This is a genomic window from Streptomyces sp. R-07 (assembly GCF_049913175.1).
GTDB lineage: Bacteria > Actinomycetota > Actinomycetes > Streptomycetales > Streptomycetaceae > Streptomyces.
The window spans coordinates 1,095,689-1,114,508 of sequence record NZ_CP183978.1 but is presented as its reverse complement, the minus strand read 5'-3'; the positions used below and the strand labels follow the sequence as shown (position 1 = coordinate 1,114,508).

16 protein-coding genes are annotated in these 18,820 nt (G+C 73.8%); 6 read left to right on the top strand and 10 right to left on the bottom strand.

The genetic code is table 11. The features are described 5' to 3' along the window. Positions 1-19 precede the first annotated feature (19 nt). Positions 20-613, top strand: coding sequence for an FxsA family membrane protein (gene fxsA / locus ACN9M0_RS05105; RefSeq protein WP_366042605.1), 594 nt, complete (start codon positions 20-22; stop codon positions 611-613). 109 nt (positions 614-722) lie between these two features. Here the strand turns inward: fxsA and ACN9M0_RS05100 are convergent, their stop codons facing one another. From ACN9M0_RS05100 to ACN9M0_RS05085, 4 genes are all read right to left on the bottom strand, one after another. Next, positions 723-1,097, bottom strand: a complete 375-nt coding sequence (locus tag ACN9M0_RS05100; protein ID WP_015032218.1) for an RNA polymerase-binding protein RbpA — start codon at positions 1,095-1,097, stop codon at positions 723-725. A 255-nt stretch (positions 1,098-1,352) separates the two neighbouring features. Beyond that, positions 1,353-2,723 (bottom strand): MFS transporter, encoded by a 1,371-nt coding sequence (locus ACN9M0_RS05095; protein ID WP_399699530.1) that lies wholly within the window; start codon positions 2,721-2,723, stop codon positions 1,353-1,355. A 65-nt stretch (positions 2,724-2,788) separates the two neighbouring features. Continuing rightward, the gene (locus tag ACN9M0_RS05090) at positions 2,789-3,553 is read right to left on the bottom strand and encodes a glycerophosphodiester phosphodiesterase (RefSeq protein ID WP_366042607.1); all 765 of its coding nucleotides are present in this window, start codon (positions 3,551-3,553) and stop codon (positions 2,789-2,791) included. Continuing rightward, entirely contained in the window at positions 3,550-4,257 is a 708-nt protein-coding gene (locus ACN9M0_RS05085) for a YczE/YyaS/YitT family protein (protein WP_426403190.1), read from the bottom strand. Before ACN9M0_RS05085 ends, ACN9M0_RS05090 begins: the two co-directional genes overlap by 4 nt. 64 nt (positions 4,258-4,321) lie before the next feature. Between ACN9M0_RS05085 and ACN9M0_RS05080 the strand changes: the two genes are divergently transcribed. After that, positions 4,322-5,824 (top strand): PLP-dependent aminotransferase family protein, encoded by a 1,503-nt coding sequence (locus ACN9M0_RS05080; RefSeq protein ID WP_366042609.1) that lies wholly within the window; start codon positions 4,322-4,324, stop codon positions 5,822-5,824. Between the two features lie 72 nt (positions 5,825-5,896). Here ACN9M0_RS05080 and ACN9M0_RS05075 read toward each other — a convergent pair whose 3' ends face one another. Both ACN9M0_RS05075 and ACN9M0_RS05070 read right to left on the bottom strand, forming a co-directional pair. Beyond that, complete coding sequence (locus ACN9M0_RS05075; RefSeq protein WP_399699526.1) at positions 5,897-7,594, bottom strand: ATP-binding protein; 1,698 nt, start codon at positions 7,592-7,594, stop codon at positions 5,897-5,899. A gap of 37 nt (positions 7,595-7,631) precedes the next feature. Beyond that, on the bottom strand, positions 7,632-7,826 hold the full coding sequence (locus tag ACN9M0_RS05070) for a hypothetical protein (RefSeq protein WP_015032212.1): 195 nt from the start codon (positions 7,824-7,826) through the stop codon (positions 7,632-7,634). A gap of 308 nt (positions 7,827-8,134) precedes the next feature. Here ACN9M0_RS05070 and ACN9M0_RS05065 point away from each other — a divergent pair, with 308 nt between their 5' ends. From ACN9M0_RS05065 to ACN9M0_RS05055, 3 genes are all read left to right on the top strand, one after another. Then, entirely contained in the window at positions 8,135-8,527 is a 393-nt protein-coding gene (locus ACN9M0_RS05065; protein ID WP_366042475.1) for an ankyrin repeat domain-containing protein, read from the top strand. Positions 8,528-8,786: 259 nt separating this feature from the next. Beyond that, positions 8,787-10,202: a HEAT repeat domain-containing protein gene (locus tag ACN9M0_RS05060; RefSeq protein WP_366042474.1), complete on the top strand. Its 1,416-nt coding sequence runs from the start codon at positions 8,787-8,789 to the stop codon at positions 10,200-10,202. A 411-nt stretch (positions 10,203-10,613) separates the two neighbouring features. After that, entirely contained in the window at positions 10,614-14,207 is a 3,594-nt protein-coding gene (locus tag ACN9M0_RS05055; protein ID WP_426403189.1) for a hydantoinase B/oxoprolinase family protein, read from the top strand. Positions 14,208-14,211: 4 nt separating this feature from the next. On the opposite strand, the gene ACN9M0_RS05050 is transcribed toward ACN9M0_RS05055, so the two are convergent. The 4 genes from ACN9M0_RS05050 to ACN9M0_RS05035 form a co-directional block, all read right to left on the bottom strand. Next, the gene (locus ACN9M0_RS05050; RefSeq protein WP_426403188.1) at positions 14,212-15,075 is read right to left on the bottom strand and encodes a biotin-dependent carboxyltransferase family protein; all 864 of its coding nucleotides are present in this window, start codon (positions 15,073-15,075) and stop codon (positions 14,212-14,214) included. Then, on the bottom strand, positions 15,072-15,692 hold the full coding sequence (gene pxpB, locus ACN9M0_RS05045; RefSeq protein ID WP_399699518.1) for a 5-oxoprolinase subunit PxpB: 621 nt from the start codon (positions 15,690-15,692) through the stop codon (positions 15,072-15,074). The genes ACN9M0_RS05050 and pxpB overlap by 4 nt, the downstream gene beginning before the upstream one ends. Further along, positions 15,689-16,453, bottom strand: coding sequence for a LamB/YcsF family protein (locus ACN9M0_RS05040; RefSeq protein ID WP_399699516.1), 765 nt, complete (start codon positions 16,451-16,453; stop codon positions 15,689-15,691). The genes pxpB and ACN9M0_RS05040 overlap by 4 nt, the downstream gene beginning before the upstream one ends. Before the next feature lie 136 nt (positions 16,454-16,589). After that, positions 16,590-17,870: an MFS transporter gene (locus ACN9M0_RS05035; protein ID WP_366042469.1), complete on the bottom strand. Its 1,281-nt coding sequence runs from the start codon at positions 17,868-17,870 to the stop codon at positions 16,590-16,592. A gap of 163 nt (positions 17,871-18,033) precedes the next feature. Between ACN9M0_RS05035 and ACN9M0_RS05030 the strand changes: the two genes are divergently transcribed. After that, positions 18,034-18,744 carry a GntR family transcriptional regulator gene (locus tag ACN9M0_RS05030; protein WP_426403187.1) on the top strand — a complete coding sequence of 237 codons (711 nt, stop codon included), beginning with the start codon at positions 18,034-18,036 and terminating at the stop codon, positions 18,742-18,744. The last annotated feature ends 76 nt before the right edge of the window (positions 18,745-18,820 follow it).

Sequence of the window (18,820 nt, the reverse complement as noted above, 5' to 3'; positions counted from 1 at the left end):
CCCAGGCACACTGGGGACCATGACGACCGGCGCAACGCCTCCCCTCGCCCCCAAGCGCTCACGCGCGCGTACGTTCCTTCCGCTCGGCGTCGCCGCCTGGCTGGTCCTGGAGATCTGGCTGCTCACGGTGGTGGCGAACGCGGTGGGCGGACTGACCGTCCTCGCCCTGCTCGTCGGCGGTGCCGTGCTCGGCGCCGCCGTCGTCAAGCGGGCGGGCCGCCGCGCCTTCCGCAACCTCACCTCGACCTTCCAGCAGGCCCAGGCGGCCGCGCAGAGCGGCGTGGCGCCCTCGCCCGCCGACCGGACCGGCGCGGACGACCGCAACGGCTTCCTGATGCTCGGCGGCCTGCTCCTGATGATCCCCGGCCTGCTCTCGGACGCGGCCGGCCTGCTCCTGCTGATCCCGCAGGTCCGCTCGTTCCTCGGGCGGTACGCGGAGAAGGCCGTCGAGCGCCGGATGAGCGCCGCACCTCCCGGCAGCCTCCAGGACGCCTTCCAGCAGGCCCGTATCCACCAGCCGGGCGGGAAGGTGGTCCAGGGCGAGGTCATCCGTGAGGACGCCCCCCAGGGCCCGTCTCGGCCCGACGGGCACCGCCCGCCCCTGACGCCCTGATCCACAGCCGCGTCCCGCCCCCCTGGGGGGCGGGACGCGGGAACGCCGCGGGGCCCGGTACACACTTCGTGTACCGGGCCCCGCGGCGTTGTGCTGTTCCGGCTGCCCGCTAGGCGGACTTGCGGCTGTCGCGCGGATGCACGGCGATGTTCATGGCACCGGAGCGCAGGACGGCCAGCCTCTCGGCGAGGACCTCCTCCAGCTCTTCGCGGGTGCGCCGCTCCATGAGCATGTCCCAGTGCGTACGCGCAGGCTTGCCCTTCTTCTCCTCAGGTCCGTCCCCGTCCACCAGGAGTGCCTGGATTCCGCAGACCTTGCACTCCCACTCCGGCGGAATCTCCGCCTCAACCGAGAAGGGCATCTCAAAACGATGTCCCTTCTCGCATGCGTACTCCACCGCCTGGCGCGGGGCCAGATCGATGCCGCGGTCGGTCTCGTAGCTCGTCACCACGAGGCGCGTGCCGCGAAGAGCTCGCTCACTCATGAATCGTGCCTCCCGGGCTTGTCGCCCACAGGACAGGTGTCGCTGTCGTCGTTATCCGGTCAACGTCCGGTCGGCGGTAAAGATTCCCGTGCCGGGTCATGCGTCGCCCGTCGTGCCGCCCCTTGTTGTACCCACCAGTGCCCGTTTTGTCACATCTGACGGCAGATGTGACCCGGTGTCTTCACCAAAGCAGCACGCAGTAACGGTCCGCCTGGCAGGCCAAACGCGTACACTACCGCCCTTTCATCGCCACGTCTAAATACGCTCGGGTATCGGGTTCCCCGCGGCCTCCACCGCACGCCGGACCGGGACCCGGGCAAGCAGTGCGAAACCGACGGCGAAGAAGATCACCAGGGAGATGATGGCATCCCGGTAGCTTCCGGTCAGCTGATACGCGAGACCGAATACGAGCGGACCGAGCCAGCTGAGCCCCCGGTCGCTCATCTCGTACGCCGAGAAGTACTCCGCCTCCTTGCCGCGCGGCACCAGATGCGAGAACAGCGAGCGCGACAGAGCCTGGCTGCCGCCCAGGACCAGGCCGATCGCGGCCGCCAGGAAGTAGAAGAACACCGGCGAGCCGGCCGGCAGGAAGTAGCCCGCCGCGAGGATCAGCGTCCAGACCGCCAGCGAGCCGAGAATCGTCCGCTTGGCGCCGTACGACCGGGCGAGTCGCCCCATCCCGAGGGCCCCCGCCACCGCGAGCACCTGGACCAGCAGGACCGCCGTGATGAGCGTCGTCTGATCGAGGTCCAGCTCCTCGGAGCCGTACAGGGAGGCCTGCGAGATCACCGTCTGCACGCCGTCGTTGTAGATCAGGTACGCGAGGAGGAAGGAGAGCGTCAGCGGATGCCGTCGCATGTCCTTCAGCGTCGCCCGCAGCTGGCGCCAGCCGCTGCCGACCGCTCCCTCGTCGGCCCGCTCGGCCTCCTCCGGGCGCAGCCGCCGGTCACGCAGCCGGCGCAGCGGCACCACCGTGAAGGCGCCCCACCACACACCGGCCGAGGCCAGGCAGATGCGGACCGCCTCGCCCTCCGTGAGGCCGAAGGAGTCGTGCCCCGAGTAGAGGACCAGGTTCAGGACGAGGACCAGCGCGCCGGACGTGTAGCCGAAGGCCCAGCCGCGCGAGGAGACCGCGTCCCGTTCGTCGGGCTCCGCGATCTGCGGCAGATAGGCGTTGTAGAGCACCATCGAGACCGACAGTGAGGCGTTCGCCACGATCAGCAGGAAGGCGCCGAGGAGGTAGCGCTCGCCCGCGAGGAAGAACATCCCCGCCGTGGCCGCCGCCCCCACGTAGGCCGACGCCGCGAGCAGCGGCTTCTTCCGGCCCGTACGGTCCGCCACGGCGCCCACCAGGGGCATCACCAGGACCGCGACCACGATCGAGGCGGACACGGCGTACGCGAAGAGCGAGCCCGCCCGCACCGGGATCCCCAGCGGGTGCACGAACCCCTCGGTGTCGGCCGCGGCCCGCGCCACCGAGGTCAGGTACGGGCCCAGGAACACGGTGAGCACGCTCGTCGAGTACACCGAGCACGCGAAGTCGTAGAAGTACCAGCCCCGCTGCTCGCGCCGCCGCTCGGCGGGGCCGGTGGTGTACTCCTCCGGCTCGGTGATGTCAGCGGTCAAGGCCGCGCCCCCTCGTTCGTCCCCGTGGTCCCCGTGTCCGCCCCCTGCCGGGGGGACGCGCGTGCTCAGACCCACAGGCCCCGCTCGGTCAGTACCGAGCGCAGCGTCTCCAGTTGATCGGTCATGATGCCATCGACCCCCAGGTCGAGGAGAGAGTTCATCCGGGCCGGATCGTTGACGGTCCACACGTGGACCTGGAGCCCGCGCGCGTGCGCCTCCCGCACGAACCGGCGGTCGACCACGGGGACCCCCGCCTGGCGCTCCGGGACCTGCGCCGCGACGGCCCCGGCCCGCACGGCCGCCGGGATCCCCCAGGAGCGCAGCCGCAGGCCGACCACCCCGCGCACCCCGTACGAGGTGGCGAGCCGCGGCCCGGCCAGGCGCTGGGCGCGCGCCACCCGGGACTCGGTGAAGGAGCCCACGCAGACCCGGTCCCAGGCACCGGTCCTGCGGATCAGGTCGATCAGCGGGGCCAGGGCCGACTCGGCCTTGAGGTCCACGTTCCAGCGGGCCTCGGGGAACTCCTCCAGGAGGTCCGCGAAGAGCGGCAGGGGTTCTCCGCCGGCGACGCGGGCCTCCCGCACCGCCGCCCACGGCAGGTCGCGGATCCGGCCCGAGGCGTCCGTCACACGGTCGAGGGTCGCGTCGTGGAACGCGACGAGCACCCCGTCGGAGGTCGTGTGCACATCGGTCTCGAAATAGCGGTAGCCCGCCGCGGTGGCCCGGCGGAAGGCGGCCGCGGTGTTCTCCAGGCCGTTCGCCGTGCCGCCGCGATGGGCGAACGCGAGAGGGAAGGGATGGTCGAGATAAGGGTGGCGTACGCGAGTCACGGCCGCAGTATGGCGCCTTCCGGTGTCGCCGCGGCGACCACGGTGCTGCCGGAGCCCTCCTCCGGGACGGCGAACCGGCGGAGGAAGAACTGGGCGAGCGGGCCGATCGCGAGGGCGTAGAGGACCGTGCCGACGCCGACCGAGCCGCCCAGCAGGAAGCCCGTCGCGACCACCACCACCTCGATCGCCGTCCGCACCAGCCGGATGGACCGGCCGGTGAGCCGGTGCAGACCGGTCATCAGGCCGTCGCGCGGACCGGGACCGAACCGCGCCGCGATGTACAGGCCGGTCGCGACCCCGTTGAGGACGATGCCGAGCCCGAGCAGCGGCACCTGCCCGGCCAGACCGTCGACGTCCGGGACCAGGGCCAGGGTGCCGTCCATCGCCAGACCGATCACGAACACGTTGGAGACCGTTCCGAGACCGGGCCGCTGCCGGATCGGGACCCACAGGAGCAGCACCACCGCACCGACGATGATCGACACCACGCCGATGGTCAGCCCGGTCTTCTCGGCGAGACCCTGGTGGAGGACGCCCCAGGGCTCCAGGCCGAGCCCGCTGCGCACGAGCAGTGCCGAGCTGACCCCGTACAGCGTCAGCCCGACGTAGAGCTGGACGAACCGACGGGTGAGGTGCCGGCCATGGAGGCCGGAGGCGATGGACAAGGGACTGCCCCCCAAGGTGGTGGTAGTGGACTGACTCATGACACTCTGTGGCGGGAGATCAGATGTCAACCATGGCCAATTCGAGGAAGGTGGACTGATTTCCATGGCTCAGTGGACTTCGGCGGTGGGACCGGCCCAGCTCGCCCGGCAGCTCCAGGCGCAGCAGCCCCGGCCCGCCGGACCCGGCGCCCGCAAGCCGCCCGCCTACCGCGCGCTGGCCGACGGCATCCGGCTGCTGGTCCTGGAGGGCCGCGTCCCGGTCGCCGCCCGCCTGCCCGCCGAGCGGGAGCTCGCCCTCGCGCTCACCGTCAGCCGCACCACGGTCGCCGCGGCCTACGAGGCGCTCCGCGCCGAGGGCTTCCTGGAGTCACGGCGCGGCGCCGGCAGCTGGACCGCCGTGCCCGCCGGGAACCCGCTTCCCGCGCGCGGCCTGGAACCGCTGCCCCCCGAGGCCCTCGGCTCGATGATCGACCTCGGCTGCGCGGCCCTGCCCGCGCCCGAGCCCTGGCTCACCCGGGGCGTCCAGGGCGCCCTGGAGGAGCTGCCGCCCTACGCCCACACGCACGGGGACTACCCGGCCGGACTGCCCGCGCTGCGGCAGATGCTCGCCGACCGGTACACCGCGCGCGGGATCCCCACGATGCCCGAGCAGATCATGGTCACGACCGGCGCCATGGGCGCCATCGACGCCATCTGCCACCTCTTCGCGGGGCGCGGCGAGCGGATCGCCGTCGAGTCGCCCTCGTACGCCAACATCCTCCAGCTGATGCGCTCGGCCGGCGCCCGGCTCGTGCCCGTCGCCATGGCCGAGGGCCTCGGCAGCTGGGACCTGGGCCGCTGGCGCCAGGTGCTGCGGGACGCGGCACCCCGCCTCGCGTACGTCGTCGCCGACTTCCACAACCCGACCGGCGCGCTCGCCGACGAGGACCAGCGGCGGCAGCTCGTCGAGGCGGCCCGCTCGGCCGGCACGGTGCTCGTCGTCGACGAGACCATGGCCGAGCTGCACCTGGACGACGACCTGGAGATGCCCCGGCCGGTCTGCGCCTTCGACCCGGCGGGCTCCACCGTCCTCACGGTCGGCTCGGCCAGCAAGGCCTTCTGGGCGGGCATGCGCATCGGCTGGGTCCGGGCAGCCCCCGACGTCATCCGCTCCCTGGTCGCCGCCCGCGCGTACGCCGACCTCGGCACCCCCGTCCTCGAACAGCTCGGCGTGAACTGGCTCATGCGGACGGGCGGCTGGGAGGAGGCCGTGAGCCTCCGCCGAGACCAGGCGAGGGAGAACCGGGACGCGCTCGTCACCGCCGTCCGCCGGGAGCTCCCGGAGTGGGAGTTCGCGGTCCCGCGCGGGGGCCTGACCCTCTGGGTCCGCACCGGAGGCCTGTCCGGCTCCCGGCTCGCCGAGGCGGGGGAGAGGGTCGGCGTCCGCGTCCCCTCCGGACCCCGCTTCGGCGTCGACGGCGCCTTCGAGGGCTTCGTCCGGCTGCCCTTCACGGTCGGCGGCCCGGTCGCCGACGAGGCGGCCGCCCGACTGGCCGCCGCCGCCCGCCTGGTCGAGTCGGGCGCCGGCAGCGGGGGAACGGAGCCGCCGAGGTCGTTCGTGGCCTAAGGCCTGCCCGGCATACGTACGGAGGGTCCCCACGCGCGCGCGTGGGGACCCTCCGTACGTCCTGGTCCGTCCTCAGCCCTCCGCGGGGACCGGGGTGTGGAACGGGGCCGGGCCTGGGTCCGGTTCGGGGGCCGAGCCGGGGACCGTCTCGACCGCGACGGCCGAGAGCGAGACCGTGTCGGAGCCCGTCACCGGCGCCGCGGGCGGGACCGGCGTCGCGGCGGTGACCGGTGCCGCAGCCGTGACCGGCGCTGCCTCCGTGCTCGCGCGGCGCTCGGGGAGCAGGTCCAGGACCGCCTTGCGGTGCGCCTCGCTCGTCGCGTCGTCGTACGGGTCGGGCGTCGCCGGCACCTGGAGCCGCAGGACCGGACCGGTGCCCAGGCGCGCGTACCCCCGGCCCGCCGGGACCTCGGCCGTCGGCGTGGTGTGCGGCTGGGCGCCCAGGACGGCCGCGATCTGCTCCGGAGCGGCGGGGCCCAGGACGATCCGGGCCCTGGTGTGGGTCCGTACCGCCTCGCTCAGCGTGTCCGTGCTGTCGAACTGCTCGGCCACCACCACCGTGACCTGCGCGGCTCGCCCGTGCCGCAGCGGCACCTGGAGCAGCTCCTGCGGGTCGGGGCGGCCGTCGGCGGCGGCCAGGTGCCCGAGGGCGCTCGGCCGGTCGAGCAGGATCCACAGCGGGCGGCGGGTGTCCTCGGGGGCGGGCAGGCCGGCCTGCCGGGCCCGGTTCGCGGCGATGAGCCGCCGCTCCGTCTCGTGCGCCGCCCACTCCAGGGTGGCGAGGGCGCCGGAGAGCCCGCACTCGACCGCGAGGACGCCGGCGCGGCCCGCCAGGCACGCGTACTCGCCGGTGCCGCCGCCCTCGACGACCAGGACGTCGCCGTGGGGGAGGGCCTGGAGGGCGATCGAGCGCAGCAGCGAGGTGGTGCCGCTGCCGGGCTGGCCGACGACGAGCAGGTGCGGCTCGGTCGACCGGGGGCCGGTGCGCCAGACGATGGCAGGCGCGTCCTCCGTGCCGTCCGCCGCGACCACGGGCACGGTCCGCTGCACGGCCTCGGCGTCGGTGAAGCCGAGGACGGTCTCGCCCGGCACCGTGACGAAGCGCTGGGCGGCGATGGTGGTGGGCAGGGCGGGCAGCACGCTCATGACGAGCACGTTGCCCTCCTCGTCCCAGTCGAAGCGGTACTCGCGGCCGCGCCCCGACTTGGCGTGCAGCAGCTGCTCGATGCGGGCGCGGGACGCCGGCTCGCCGTCGGTGAAGTACGGGGGGTACGCGATCCGCAGCCGGGTGGGACGCCCGTCCTCGTCGAAGGCGTACTCCCCGAAGGCGCCGCTCCAGTCGCCGCCGTGGGCGAAGAGCGGGGAGGGGTCGTCGGGCACGGAGAAGTACGGCACGAGGGCCTCGTACAGGCCCTTGAGACGGGCGATCTCCGCGTCGTCCGGCCCGGTCTTCACGACCGGGCGTTCACGGCCTTTCCACGCGGCCGCGCCCATGAGTGCGACGAGGGCGAAGAGCGGCCCGTACGGCGCGAGGGCGACGACCAGGACGCAGGCCGCGACCAGGAACAGCGTGGGACCACGCCGCTCCTTGGGGGTCGCGGCCCACTTGGCGCGCGCGGTCGCGGCCAGCTTCCGCAGACCGCGGGAGACCGTGATCAGCGGATGGAGCACGTCGGTGGCGCTGTCGGCGGCCGTGCGCGCGATTTCTCGACTGCGAGCGATCTGCGCGCTGCCGCTGCTCAGAATGCGGGGGAGTGGTCGCCGGGCCACGTCGTACTCCTGAAGTGGTGGAAGGGACTGAAGGGCGTCAGAACTTGATCCCGCCCAGGAGGCCGGCGAGGCTCTGCCCGCCCGCCGTGATGCTCGGGGCGATGGCGGTGCCCGCGAGGTAGAAGCCGAACAGCGCGCTGACGAGGGCGTGCGAGGCCTTCATCCCGTCCTTCTTGAAGAACAGGAAGCAGATGATGCCGAGCAGGACCACGCCTGAGATGGACAGGATCATTGGTTGTTCTCCTGGTTGAGGGGACAGTCACCATGAGTCCTTCCAGGTTCACAGCAAGTATCTATGTGACTAAAGGTGCATTAGAGTGAAAAACGGACGATTTCACTTGACCGGCGGACAGCGGACGCCCCGCCGGGTGGCGAAATGCCCGGCGTGCGTTAGAGGCGGGCCCCGGGAAGGGCTGACGTGATCTATGCCTCGGCCGGGCGCGGTCATGTCGCCGGACGGGCAGTACCCTGTCGATTCACTCGTACGGCCGCGCTTGCCGTGCACAGGCCACGACAGCAGGAGAGAGGCGGTTCCACCCGATGAGCGAGACTCCGGACCCCGAGGTCATCGAGCTGGCGTCCAAGGTCTTCGACCTCGCACGCACGGGTGACGCCGACGCCCTCGCCGCCTACCTCGACGCGGGCGTCCCCGCGAACCTCACCAACGACAAGGGCGACACCCTCGTGATGCTCGCCGCCTACCACGGCCACGCCGCCGCGGTCACCGCCCTCCTGGAGCGCGGCGCCGAGGCCGACCGCGCCAACGACCGCGGCCAGACCCCGCTGGCCGGCGCCGTCTTCAAGGGCGAGGACGCCGTGATCCGCACCCTCCTCGCCGCCGGCGCGAATCCGGAGGCTGGGACTCCGTCCGCGCTCGACACGGCCCGCATGTTCGGCAAGACCGAACTCCTGGAGCTCTTCGGCGCCAGGTGAACGGCGGCTGAACCCCAGGTGGGAGCGGCGTCGTAAATGTGGTCGCGGTGGCGAAATGGGTGGGTCATCATGACGTCGGGCCCGGCAAAACGGGCCACCGACGAGAGGCTGAGGAAGATGGTCACTGGCAGGCGAAGGACGACGACGGACGGCCCGGAATGTTGCCGCGCGGCCTAGGCGTACGGGCGATGTACCGCCCGACCGGCTTCCCCCCGGTATCCCCCGGTCGTGTCGACAGCTTGATGTGAGGCGTCTTCCCATGTTCGATCCAGTCATAGCGCCGAGCGGCACCCTGCTCGGCCTGCTGCAGCGGGGCCGCGGCGACGGCACCCTGCACGCACTCGCCGCGCCACGCGCCGAGGCCCTCGCGGCCCTCAACCACTGCGTTCTCGACGACCCCCGCCACGACTGGCAGGTCGAGAACCGCTCCCTGTACTACGCCCGTCTCTACCTGGACCTCCACGGAGACCTGGCGGAGATCGAGGCGCACCTCTTCGATGCCGAGGACCACCTCGACACCGAGGAGTCCCGGACCGGGCTCTCGCTCGCCGTCCTCGGACACCTCGCCTCCTACGGACGCCAGGACGCCCTGCTGCTGCTCCGGCGGTACGCGGCGACCGGCGCCAACTGGGCCTGGGCCCTGGACGAGCTGGCCCTCCGCGACGACGACGCCGGACTCCGCGCGCTCGCCCTGCCCGTACTGGCCCGCTTCCCGGCCGACGCGGAGGGCGACGCCGAGCTGGCGCGCACCGTCCGCGACGCCTTCGAGCCCCGCCCCTGGCGGCTGTGGGCCGAGGACCGGCGCGACGCCGTCGGCGCCCGGGTCAGGGCCGCCCAGGAACAGGGCTCCTTCGACCGCTGGCAGCGCCAGATGCGCCCCGCCGGGCCCCGCCCCGGCTGGAGCGTCAAGGCCGTCCTCGACTGGGCGCAGGAGGGGTACGAGCGCGGTGCCGTCCTCCACGGCCCCGCCGCCCGCTGCCTGACCGCCGTCGCGGGACCCGAGGACCGGCCCGAGCTCCTCGCCGCCGCCCGGCACGGCGCGGCGGGAGCCCGCGGCGCCGCCCTGCACCACCTCGCCGAGTCACGGGACCCCGCCGTCCTCGACCTCGTCGAGGCCGCCGCCGACGGCGACTCCCGCGAGATCGCCGACGCCGCCGTCGCCGCCTACCGGCGGATGTGCGGCGAGGACGCCGTCGCCCGCGCCCGTGCCTGGGTCCGTCGCACCGACGCCCTCGGGACGGCCGCCGCCGAGGTCCTCGCCTGCCGCGGCACCGCCCAGGACGCCACCCTCGTCCTCGGCGCCCTGCGCGGCACCGTGCGCTCCGCGGGCCCCGACGCCCCCGAGCTCGCCTTCCTCGTCGACGGCGCCGGACGCCTCGGCATCGCCTGCGCGGCCCCCGTGCTGCGCCACGTCTACCGCGAGACGACCTCCTCCCAGCTGCGCGGCCGCGTGGCCCGCGCCCTCGCCGCCACCGACCCCACCTTCGCGACCGGCTTCGCCGTCGAATGCCTCTGGGACTGCGAGGAGACCACCCGCGAGGTCGCGGCCCAGCACGCCGAGACCGGTGACGTGCGCGTCGCCGAACGATTGCGCCGCCTCGCCGCCGACCCGGCCGAAGAGGTCGAGGTCCAGACGGCGGTACGCAACCGGATAGGGCCGGACCTCCAGGTCTGACCCCGGCTCCGGGGCAGCGACAGGTCCGGCCAACCCCTCCCGGTCCGACCTCGCGCACCCGAGCCACCCGCCACCCGGCCCCCGGGACGGCGCGGCCTGCGGCGGAGAACCCGCCGACCGTGGCCCCGCCCCGGGGGCCGGTGTGTTGCGGGACCGGGGCTTCGGGCGGGGCCACGGTCCCGGCCGCCGGGTCCCGGGGAAACGCTCATGGGACGTTCCCTCCCCGTCCAGATCCACGTTGGCGGGGACACGCCGAGCACGACGACAACACCCGTATGCGTGTCGTCATCGTCACCGAATCCTTCCCTCCCGACGTCAACGGTGTGGCGCACTGCGCCCTGCAGGCACGGCGCCCCTCGACGCGCGCGCGGACGACGCCCTCGCGGCCGCGCTCGCGGCCACAATGGGGAGATGAACGGGCGCTGGGAGTTCTGGATCGACCGGGGCGGCACCTTCACCGACGTCGTGGGGCGGCGGCCCGACGGCCGGCTCGTCAGCCGCAAGGTGCTCTCGCACGACCCCGCCCGCCGCCAGGACGCGGCCGTCGCCGGCATCCGCCTCCTGCTCGGCCTGGGCCCCGGCGAGCCCGTCCCCGCCGACCGGATCGCCGTCGTCAAGATGGGCACCACCGTCGCCACCAACGCGCTCCTGGAGCGGCGCGGCGAGCCGACCGTGCTCCTGGTCACCGAGGGCTTCCGCGACGCGCTCCGCATCGCCTACCAGAACCGGCCCCGGCTGTTCGACCGTCACATCGTGCTGCCCGAGGCGGTGTACGCGCGCGTGGTCGAGGTCCCCGAGCGGGTCGACGCGCACGGTCACGTCGTCCGCCCGCTGGACGAGTCCGCCGTCGCCGGGGCACTCGCCGACGCCCACCGCGACGGCCTCCGCTCCGCCGCCGTCGTCCTCCTGCACGGCTACCGGCACCCCGAACACGAGACCCGGGTCGCGGCGGCGGCCCGCGCCGCCGGCTTCACCCAGGTCAGCTGCTCGCACGAGGTCAGCCCGCTCATCAAGCTGATCCCGCGCGGGGACACCACCGTCGTCGACGCCTACCTCTCGCCGATCCTGCGCCGGTACGTCGACGAGGTCGCCCGTGAACTCGCCGGGATCCGCCTCATGTTCATGCAGTCCAACGGAGGACTCCGCGAGGCGGCCCACTTCCGCGGCAAGGACGCCGTCCTGTCGGGACCGGCGGGCGGCGTCGTCGGCATGGCCCGCACCTCCGCGCAGGCGGGGCACGACCGCGTCATCGGCTTCGACATGGGCGGCACCTCCACCGATGTGTCGCACTACGCGGGCACCTTCGAGCGTGAACTCGGTACACAGGTCGCCGGGGTGCGCATGCGGGCGCCCATGATGACCATCCACACCGTCGCGGCGGGCGGCGGTTCCGTCCTCCACTACGACGGGCGCCGCTACCGCGTCGGCCCCGACTCGGCCGGCGCCGTCCCGGGACCCGCCTGCTACCGCCGCGGCGGCCCTCTCACGGTCACCGACGCCAACGTCATGCTCGGCCGTGTCCAGCCCGCCCACTTCCCCGCCGTCTTCGGCGAGACCGGCGACCTTCCCCTCGACGCCGAGGTCGTGCGGGAGCGGTTCGCGGCCCTCGCCGCGGAGGTCGGCGGCGGCCGCACCCCCGAGGAGGTCGCCGCGGGCTTCCTGGAGATCGCCGTCCTCAACATGGCCAACGCCGTCAAGAAGATCTCCGTCGAGCGCGGCCACGACGTCACCCGGTACGCCCTGACGAGCTTCGGCGGCGCCGGCGGCCAGCACGCGTGTGCCGTCGCCGACGCCCTGGGCATCGACACCGTCCTCGTACCCCCGCTGGCCGGCGTGCTCTCGGCGTACGGGATCGGGCTCGCCGACGCCACCGCCATGCGGGAGCGGTCCGTCGAGGCCGAACTCGACGCCGCCGGCACCTACGAGCGCGTGACGGCCCTGTGCGACGAACTCGCCGACCGCACCCGCGAGGAGCTGCGCGACGACGGTCTGCCGGACGCGGCGATCACCACGCACGCGCGCGTGCTCCTGCGCTACGCGGGCACGGACGCGAGCCTTCCCGTCGACCTCGCATCCGCCGACGAGCTGAAAACCGCGTTCACGGACGTTCACCGTGCGCGGTACGCCTTCACCCTGGACCGGCCACTCGTCGTCGAGGCCGTCACCGTGGAGGCCGTCGGCAGCGCCGGCCCGCACGGCCCGGTCCTCGTGGACACCGGCGACAGGGCCGGCAGCCTCGCCCCCGTCGCCACCGTCCGGATGCACAGCGCCGGGGCGCCTCACGAGGTCCCGCTCCACCGGCGCGGGGACCTGCGGCCGGGCGACAGCGTCGACGGGCCGGCGATCCTCGCCGAGGCCGACGCCACGACCGTCGTCGACACCGGCTGGCGCGCCACCGCGACCGACGGCGGCCACCTGCTGCTGCACCGCGTCGTCCCCCGCCCCGCGCGCGTGGCCGCCGGAACGGATGTGGACCCCGTCCTCCTGGAGGTCTTCAACAACCTCTTCATGTCGATCGCCGAGCAGATGGGCGTCCGTCTGGAGAACACCGCCCAGTCGGTCAACATCAAGGAACGGCTCGACTTCTCCTGCGCCCTCTTCGACGCCGAGGGCAACCTGATCGCCAACGCCCCCCACATCCCCGTCCACCTGGGCTCCATGGGGGAGTCCATCAAGGAGGTGCTGCGCCGGCGCGCGGACGACCTGCGCCCGGGCGACGTCTACGCGATCAACGACCCGTACCACGGCGGCACCCACCTCCCCGATGTCACCGTCGTGACCCCGGTGTTCAGCGACGCCGGGGACGAGCTCCGCTTCCTGGTGGCCTCGCGCGGCCACCACGCCGAGATCGGCGGCATCACCCCCGGGTCCATGCCCGCCTTCAGCCGGACCGTCGACGAGGAGGGCGTCCTCTTCGACAACTGGCTGCTCGTACGGGACGGACACCTGCGCGAGACGGAGACCCGCGCCCTGCTCACCGGCGCCCGGCACCCCTCCCGCGACCCGGACACCAACCTCGCCGACCTGCGCGCCCAGATCGCCGCGAACGAGAAGGGCATCGAGGAACTGCGCCGCACGGTCGAGGAGTTCGGGCTCGACGTCGTCCAGGCCTACATGCGGCACGTCCGCGCCAACGCCGAGGAGTCCGTGCGGCGCATCGTCGCGCGCCTGGACGACGGCGCGTACCGCTACGAGACCGACGGCGGCGCGGTCATCGAGGTCGCCGTCCGCGTCGACCGCGAACGGCGCTCCGCCGTCCTCGACTTCACCGGCACGTCCGCCCAGCTGCCCGGGAACGCCAACGCGCCCACCGCCGTCGTCATGGCCGCCGTCCTGTACGTCTTCCGCACCCTCGTCGACGAGGACATCCCGCTCAACAGCGGCTGCCTGGAGCCCCTGGAGGTCCGCGTCCCGCCCGGCTCCATGCTCGCCCCCGTCCACCCGGCGGCCACCGTCGCCGGGAACGTCGAGACCTCCCAGGCCGTCACGGGCGCGCTCTACGCGGCCCTCGGCGTCCAGGCCGAGGGCTCCGGCACCATGAACAACGTCACCTTCGGCAACGCGCGCGTGCAGTACTACGAGACCGTCGCGAGCGGCTCGGGCGCGGGCGACGGCTTCGACGGCGCCGACGCCGTCCAGACCCACATGACCAACTCCCGGCTCACGGACCCCGAGATCCTGGAGTGGCGCCACCCGGTCCGGGTCGACGCCTTCGCGGTACGGGAGGGCAGCGGCGGACGCGGTAGGTGGCACGGCGGCCGGGGCGTGGAGCGACGCCTGCGCTTCCTGGAGCCGATGACGGTGGCCCTCCTCACCGGCCACCGCAGGGTCCCGCCGTACGGAATGGCCGGCGGCGAGCCCGGCGCCCTCGGCGAGAACCTCGTGGAACGCGCCGACGGCACCGTCGAGCACCTCGAAGGCGCCGCCACCACGGAGGTCGGTCCCGGCGACGTCCTGGTCCTGCGGACCCCCGGCGGCGGGGGCTACGGCCCGCCGCCCCTGTGAGCCGTCAGCGCACCGGCACGAACCGCACCGGCGTCCCCGGGACGGCCTGCGCCGCCGCCCCCAGGTCGGCCTCCCGCACCACCGCGACCACCGGATAGCCCCCGGTCGTCGGGTGGTCCGCCAGGAACACCACCGGGCGCCCGTCCGGCGGCACCTGCACGGCGCCCAGGACCATGCCCTCGCTCGCCAGCTCGCCCGGCACGGCCCGCTCCAGGGACGGCCCGTCGAGCCGCAGCCCGATCCGGTTGCTCGCCGGGGACACCCGGTACGCGCGCGTGGTGAAGGTGCGGAGCGCCGCACCCGTGAACCAGTCGTCCCGGGGGCCCGGCCGGACCCGCAGGACGAGTTCGGCCGGCGGGCCCGGCCAGGGGGGAGCGTCGACCGGCCCCCGTACGGCCCTGGCAGTTCCCAGCGGCAGCACCGCCCCCTCCGTCAGCGGCGCCGGGCCGAGACCCGACAGCAGGTCGGTGGAGCGGCTGCCGAGCACCGGGGCGACGGCGATCCCGCCGCCGAACGCCACGTAAGAGCGCAGCCCGCGCACGGCCGCGCCGACCTCCAGGACCGACCCGGCCCCGACCCGTACCGCCGTCCCCCAGGCGGCCGGACGGCCGTCCACCCGGACCGGGCACGGCGCGCCGCCCACCGCCACGGTCACCGCGCACCGGGGCCGCAGCGCGCACCCGCTGACGGTGGTCTCCAGGACCGCCGCGTCCTCCGCGTTGCCGACGAGCCGGTTGACGAGCCGTACGGCCGCCGGGTCGAGGGCGCCCGAGCGGGGCACGCCGAGGTGCGCGTACCCCGCGCGCCCCAGGTCCTGCACGGTCGTCAGCGCCCCGCCCCGGACCACGGCGACGGCCCGGTCGCTCATCGTCCGCCCCCCGCCGTGAACCGGACCCGGGTGCCGGGCGTGAGCAGCGCGGCCGGGTCCCGCCCGGCGTCCCACAGCACCACGTCCGTGGTGCCGATCAGCTGCCAGCCGCCGGGGGAGGAGCGCGGGTACACGCCCGTGTACGGGCCGGCCAGGGCGACCGACCCGGCCGGGACGGCCGTGCGCGGAGTGGCCCGGCGCGGCACCTCGTACCGCTCGCCTAGCCCCGTCAGATAGCCGAAGCCGGGCGCGAACCCGCAGAAGGCGACCCGGAACTCGGTCGCCGTGTGGATCCGCACCGCCGCCTCCACGGACACCCCCCAGAGCGCGGCGACCTCCGCCAGGTCGGGCCCGTCGTACCGGACCGGCACCTCGACGGCCTCGCCCACGCGCGCGTGGAGCGGTGCCGGCTCCCAGCGGGTCAGCTCGGCCGCCAGCCGCTCCGGATCGTCCACTCCGTCGAGGAGCACCGTCCGCGCAGCCGGCACGATCTCCCGTACGGCGGGGAGCGCACCGGCCGTCCGCCGCCGCAGCAGCTCGGCGTGGAAGGCCTCGGCCGCCCCGCCTCCGTCCAGTTCCACCAGGAGGGCCCGGTCGCCCACCCTCAGCACCCTCACGCGAAGGCCTCCACGCGCACGCCGGAGGCTTCCAGCTGCGCCCGGACCCGCCGGGCGAGGCCCACCGCCCCCGCGGTGTCCCCGTGCAGGCAGAGCGACCGTGCCCGTACGGGGACGGAGCTCCCGCAGTGCGCCGTGACGACCCCGAACCGGGCCATGGACACCGCCCGTTCGACGACCTCGTCCGGATCCGTGACGACGGCCCCCTCCTGCCCCCGTGGCAGCAGGGACCCGTCCGCCCGGTAGGCCCGGTCGCCGAAGGCCTCGGCGACGACCGGGAGCCCGGCCGCCGCGGCGGCCTCGTGCAGCCGGGACCCCGGCAGCCCGAGGACCGGCAGCGTCCGGTCCGCGAGCAGCACGCCGTCGACGACGGCCGCGGCCTGCTCGTCGTCCCGGACCACCCGGTTGTAGAGCGCCCCGTGCGGCTTCACGTACGAGACCCGCGAGCCCGCGGCCCGGGCGAACACCTCCAGGGCGCCGATCTGGTACGCCACCTCGGCGGCCAGCTCCGCCGCCGGGACGTCCATCGCGCGCCGCCCGAAGCCTGCCAGGTCGCGGTAGGACACCTGGGCCCCGATCCGTACCCCGCGTGCCGCCGCGAGCTCGCACACCCGCCGCATGGTGGCCGCGTCCCCGGCGTGGAAGCCGCAGGCCACGTTGGCACTGGTGACGACGGACAGGAGCTGTTCGTCGTCGGTCAGCGTCCAGCGGCCGAAGCCCTCGCCGAGATCGGCGTTGAGATCGATCGGGACCCAGGTCATGGGGTGTTTCCTCTCTCACCTGGTGGTGCGGTGGTACGTGTCGGCGCCTCGTCCGTCCGGGACGGGGACGCGGTGGCGGTCGTGCTCGCGCGGATCGGGAACCGCCCTCCCCTTCATGCGAGTTCCCTCCCGCGGGTCATACGAGTTCCCTCCCGCGGGTCTCGGGCAGTCCGAGCAGGGCGAGGACGGCCAGGCCGTAGCCGACGGCCCCGAAGACCAGTGCCCCGCCCACGCCCCAGCCCTCCGCGAGGAAGCCGACCAGGGCCGGGAAGACGGCCCCGACCGCGCGCCCCGTGTTGTACGTGAGCCCCTGCCCCGTGCCGCGCACCGGCGTCGGGTACAGCTCGGCGAGGAAGGAGCCGAAGCCGCTGAAGATGGCCGACATGCAGAAGCCGAGCGGGAAGCCGAGCAGCAGGAGCAGGGTGTTCGCCCCGGCGGGGATGTGGGTGTACGCGAGGACGGAAACCGCGGACAGCACGGCGAACAGGGCGATGTTCTTCTTCCTGCCGAGCCGGTCGGTGAGGTATCCGCCGGTCAGATATCCGGTGAAGGCTCCGGAGATCAGCAGGGTCAGATAGCCGCCGGTGCCGACCACGGTCAGACCGCGCTCGGTCTTCAGGAAGGTCGGCACCCAGGTGGCGAGCGTGTAGTAGCCGCCCTGGACTCCGGTCGAGAGCAGGATCGCGAAGAGCGTGGTGCGCAGCAGGCCGGGACGGAACACGGCGCGGAACGACCCGCGCCCGGCTCCGGCCCGGCGTGCCTCGGCCGCCTGCGGGGCGTCCTCCACGTTCCGCCGTACGTAGACGACGAGGAGCGCGGGCAGCGCGCCCGTCCAGAAGAGGATCCGCCAGGCGAGGTCGGCATCGGCCCACTGGAACACCAGGGTGTACGCGAGCACCGCGAGCGCCCACCCGGCCGCCCAGGCGCTCTGGACTGCGCCGAGCGTCCGGCCCCGGTGCCCGGCGGAGGCGTACTCGGCCACCAGGATCGCGCCGACGGCCCACTCGCCGCCGAAGCCCAGGCCCTGGAGCGCCCGGAAGACCAGCAGGGTCTCGTAGTTCGGCGCGAAGCCGCAGAGCACGGTGAAGAGCGCGTACGTGACGACCGTGAGCATCAGCGCCTTCACCCGGCCGACGCGGTCGGCGAGGACGCCGGCGAGCGCGCCGCCGACCGCCGAGACGACGAGGGTGACGGTGGTCAGGAGGCCGGTCTGGCCCTTGTCGAGGCCGAAGGAGGCGGCGATGGCCACCATCGACAGGGGCAGGGTGAAGAAGTCGTAGGAATCCAGGGCGTATCCGCCGAAAGCGCCGCCGAAGGCGCGTCGGCCGCGTGGCCCGAGGGCGCGCAGCCAGGCGAACGCGCCCGTGTCGTCGGGCCGTTCGCCCTGGGAGTGCTGCCGGGTCTGTGTCGTGCTCATCTGCACCTCGCAGGAGAGGGAGGAGCGTGCCGGAGAGACGTGCCGAAGAACCGTGCGGTGCCGTCAAGGTAGAGGATTGTTCAACGATCCGACAAGAGGTGTGTTGTCGCTTCCCGGTTTCTGCGGTTGACTCGGCCGCGGACGACGGAAGAGGCGAGGCGCTGTGGACGTGAGTGGAGCCGGCGGGCTGACGGACGACCGTGTGCTCCTGGGGCGCACGAGCACGGCGGAGCGGGTCGCGGACATCCTGCGCACCCGGATCGCGGAGGGCTACTTCCCGCCCGGCGCGCGGCTCTCCGAGGAGAGCATCGGCGGCGCCCTCGGTGTGTCCCGCAACACACTCCGCGAGGCCTTCCGGCTCCTCACCCACGAGCGTCTGCTCGTCCACGAACTCAACCGGGGCGTCTTCGTCCGCGTCCTCGCCGTCGGTGACGTGGACGACATCTACCGCACCCGGCGGCTCGTCGAGTGCGCCGTCGTGCGGGGCCTGGGGCAGCCGCCGTTCGCCGTCGACGGCCTCGTCGCCGCCGTCGCCGAGGGAGAGGCCGCGGCCCGCGCCGAGGACTGGACGGGCGTCTCCACGGCCAACATCCACTTCCACCGCGAACTCGTCGCCCTCGCGGGCAGCGCGCGCACCGACGAACTGATGCGCGGCGTCCTGGCCGAACTCCGCCTCGCCTTCCACGTCGTCGACGACCCGCGCGCCCTGCACGAGCCCTACCTCCGGAGGAACCGGGAGATTCTGGATGCGCTGCGCGCCGGTGAGAGGGCCTCGGCGGAGCGACTCCTCGCCCGCTACCTCGACGACTCCCGCACCCGCGTCACCGCCGCCTACGCCCAGGCGGTCGACGATCCGACGGGCCCCACCGGCTGACGGCAGAGCTCGTACGAGGCTACCGAGGGAGCCGGTCGCATCTGCGCCGTTTCGACCGTTGTCAGGGTGAGGACCT

Excerpts from the sequence above, each read along its gene's own strand:
- fxsA (WP_366042605.1), top strand. The coding sequence starts at position 20 with ATGACGACCGGCGCAACGCCTCCCCTCGCCCCCAAGCGCTCACGCGCG.
- ACN9M0_RS05100 (WP_015032218.1), bottom strand. The coding sequence starts at position 1,097 with ATGAGTGAGCGAGCTCTTCGCGGCACGCGCCTCGTGGTGACGAGCTAC.
- ACN9M0_RS05085 (WP_426403190.1), bottom strand. The coding sequence starts at position 4,257 with ATGAGTCAGTCCACTACCACCACCTTGGGGGGCAGTCCCTTGTCCATC.
- ACN9M0_RS05080 (WP_366042609.1), top strand. The coding sequence starts at position 4,322 with ATGGCTCAGTGGACTTCGGCGGTGGGACCGGCCCAGCTCGCCCGGCAG.
- ACN9M0_RS05070 (WP_015032212.1), bottom strand. The coding sequence starts at position 7,826 with ATGATCCTGTCCATCTCAGGCGTGGTCCTGCTCGGCATCATCTGCTTC.
- ACN9M0_RS05065 (WP_366042475.1), top strand. The coding sequence starts at position 8,135 with ATGAGCGAGACTCCGGACCCCGAGGTCATCGAGCTGGCGTCCAAGGTC.
- ACN9M0_RS05060 (WP_366042474.1), top strand. The coding sequence starts at position 8,787 with ATGTTCGATCCAGTCATAGCGCCGAGCGGCACCCTGCTCGGCCTGCTG.
- ACN9M0_RS05055 (WP_426403189.1), top strand. The coding sequence starts at position 10,614 with ATGAACGGGCGCTGGGAGTTCTGGATCGACCGGGGCGGCACCTTCACC.
- ACN9M0_RS05050 (WP_426403188.1), bottom strand. The coding sequence starts at position 15,075 with ATGAGCGACCGGGCCGTCGCCGTGGTCCGGGGCGGGGCGCTGACGACC.
- ACN9M0_RS05040 (WP_399699516.1), bottom strand. The coding sequence starts at position 16,453 with ATGACCTGGGTCCCGATCGATCTCAACGCCGATCTCGGCGAGGGCTTC.
- ACN9M0_RS05035 (WP_366042469.1), bottom strand. The coding sequence starts at position 17,870 with ATGAGCACGACACAGACCCGGCAGCACTCCCAGGGCGAACGGCCCGAC.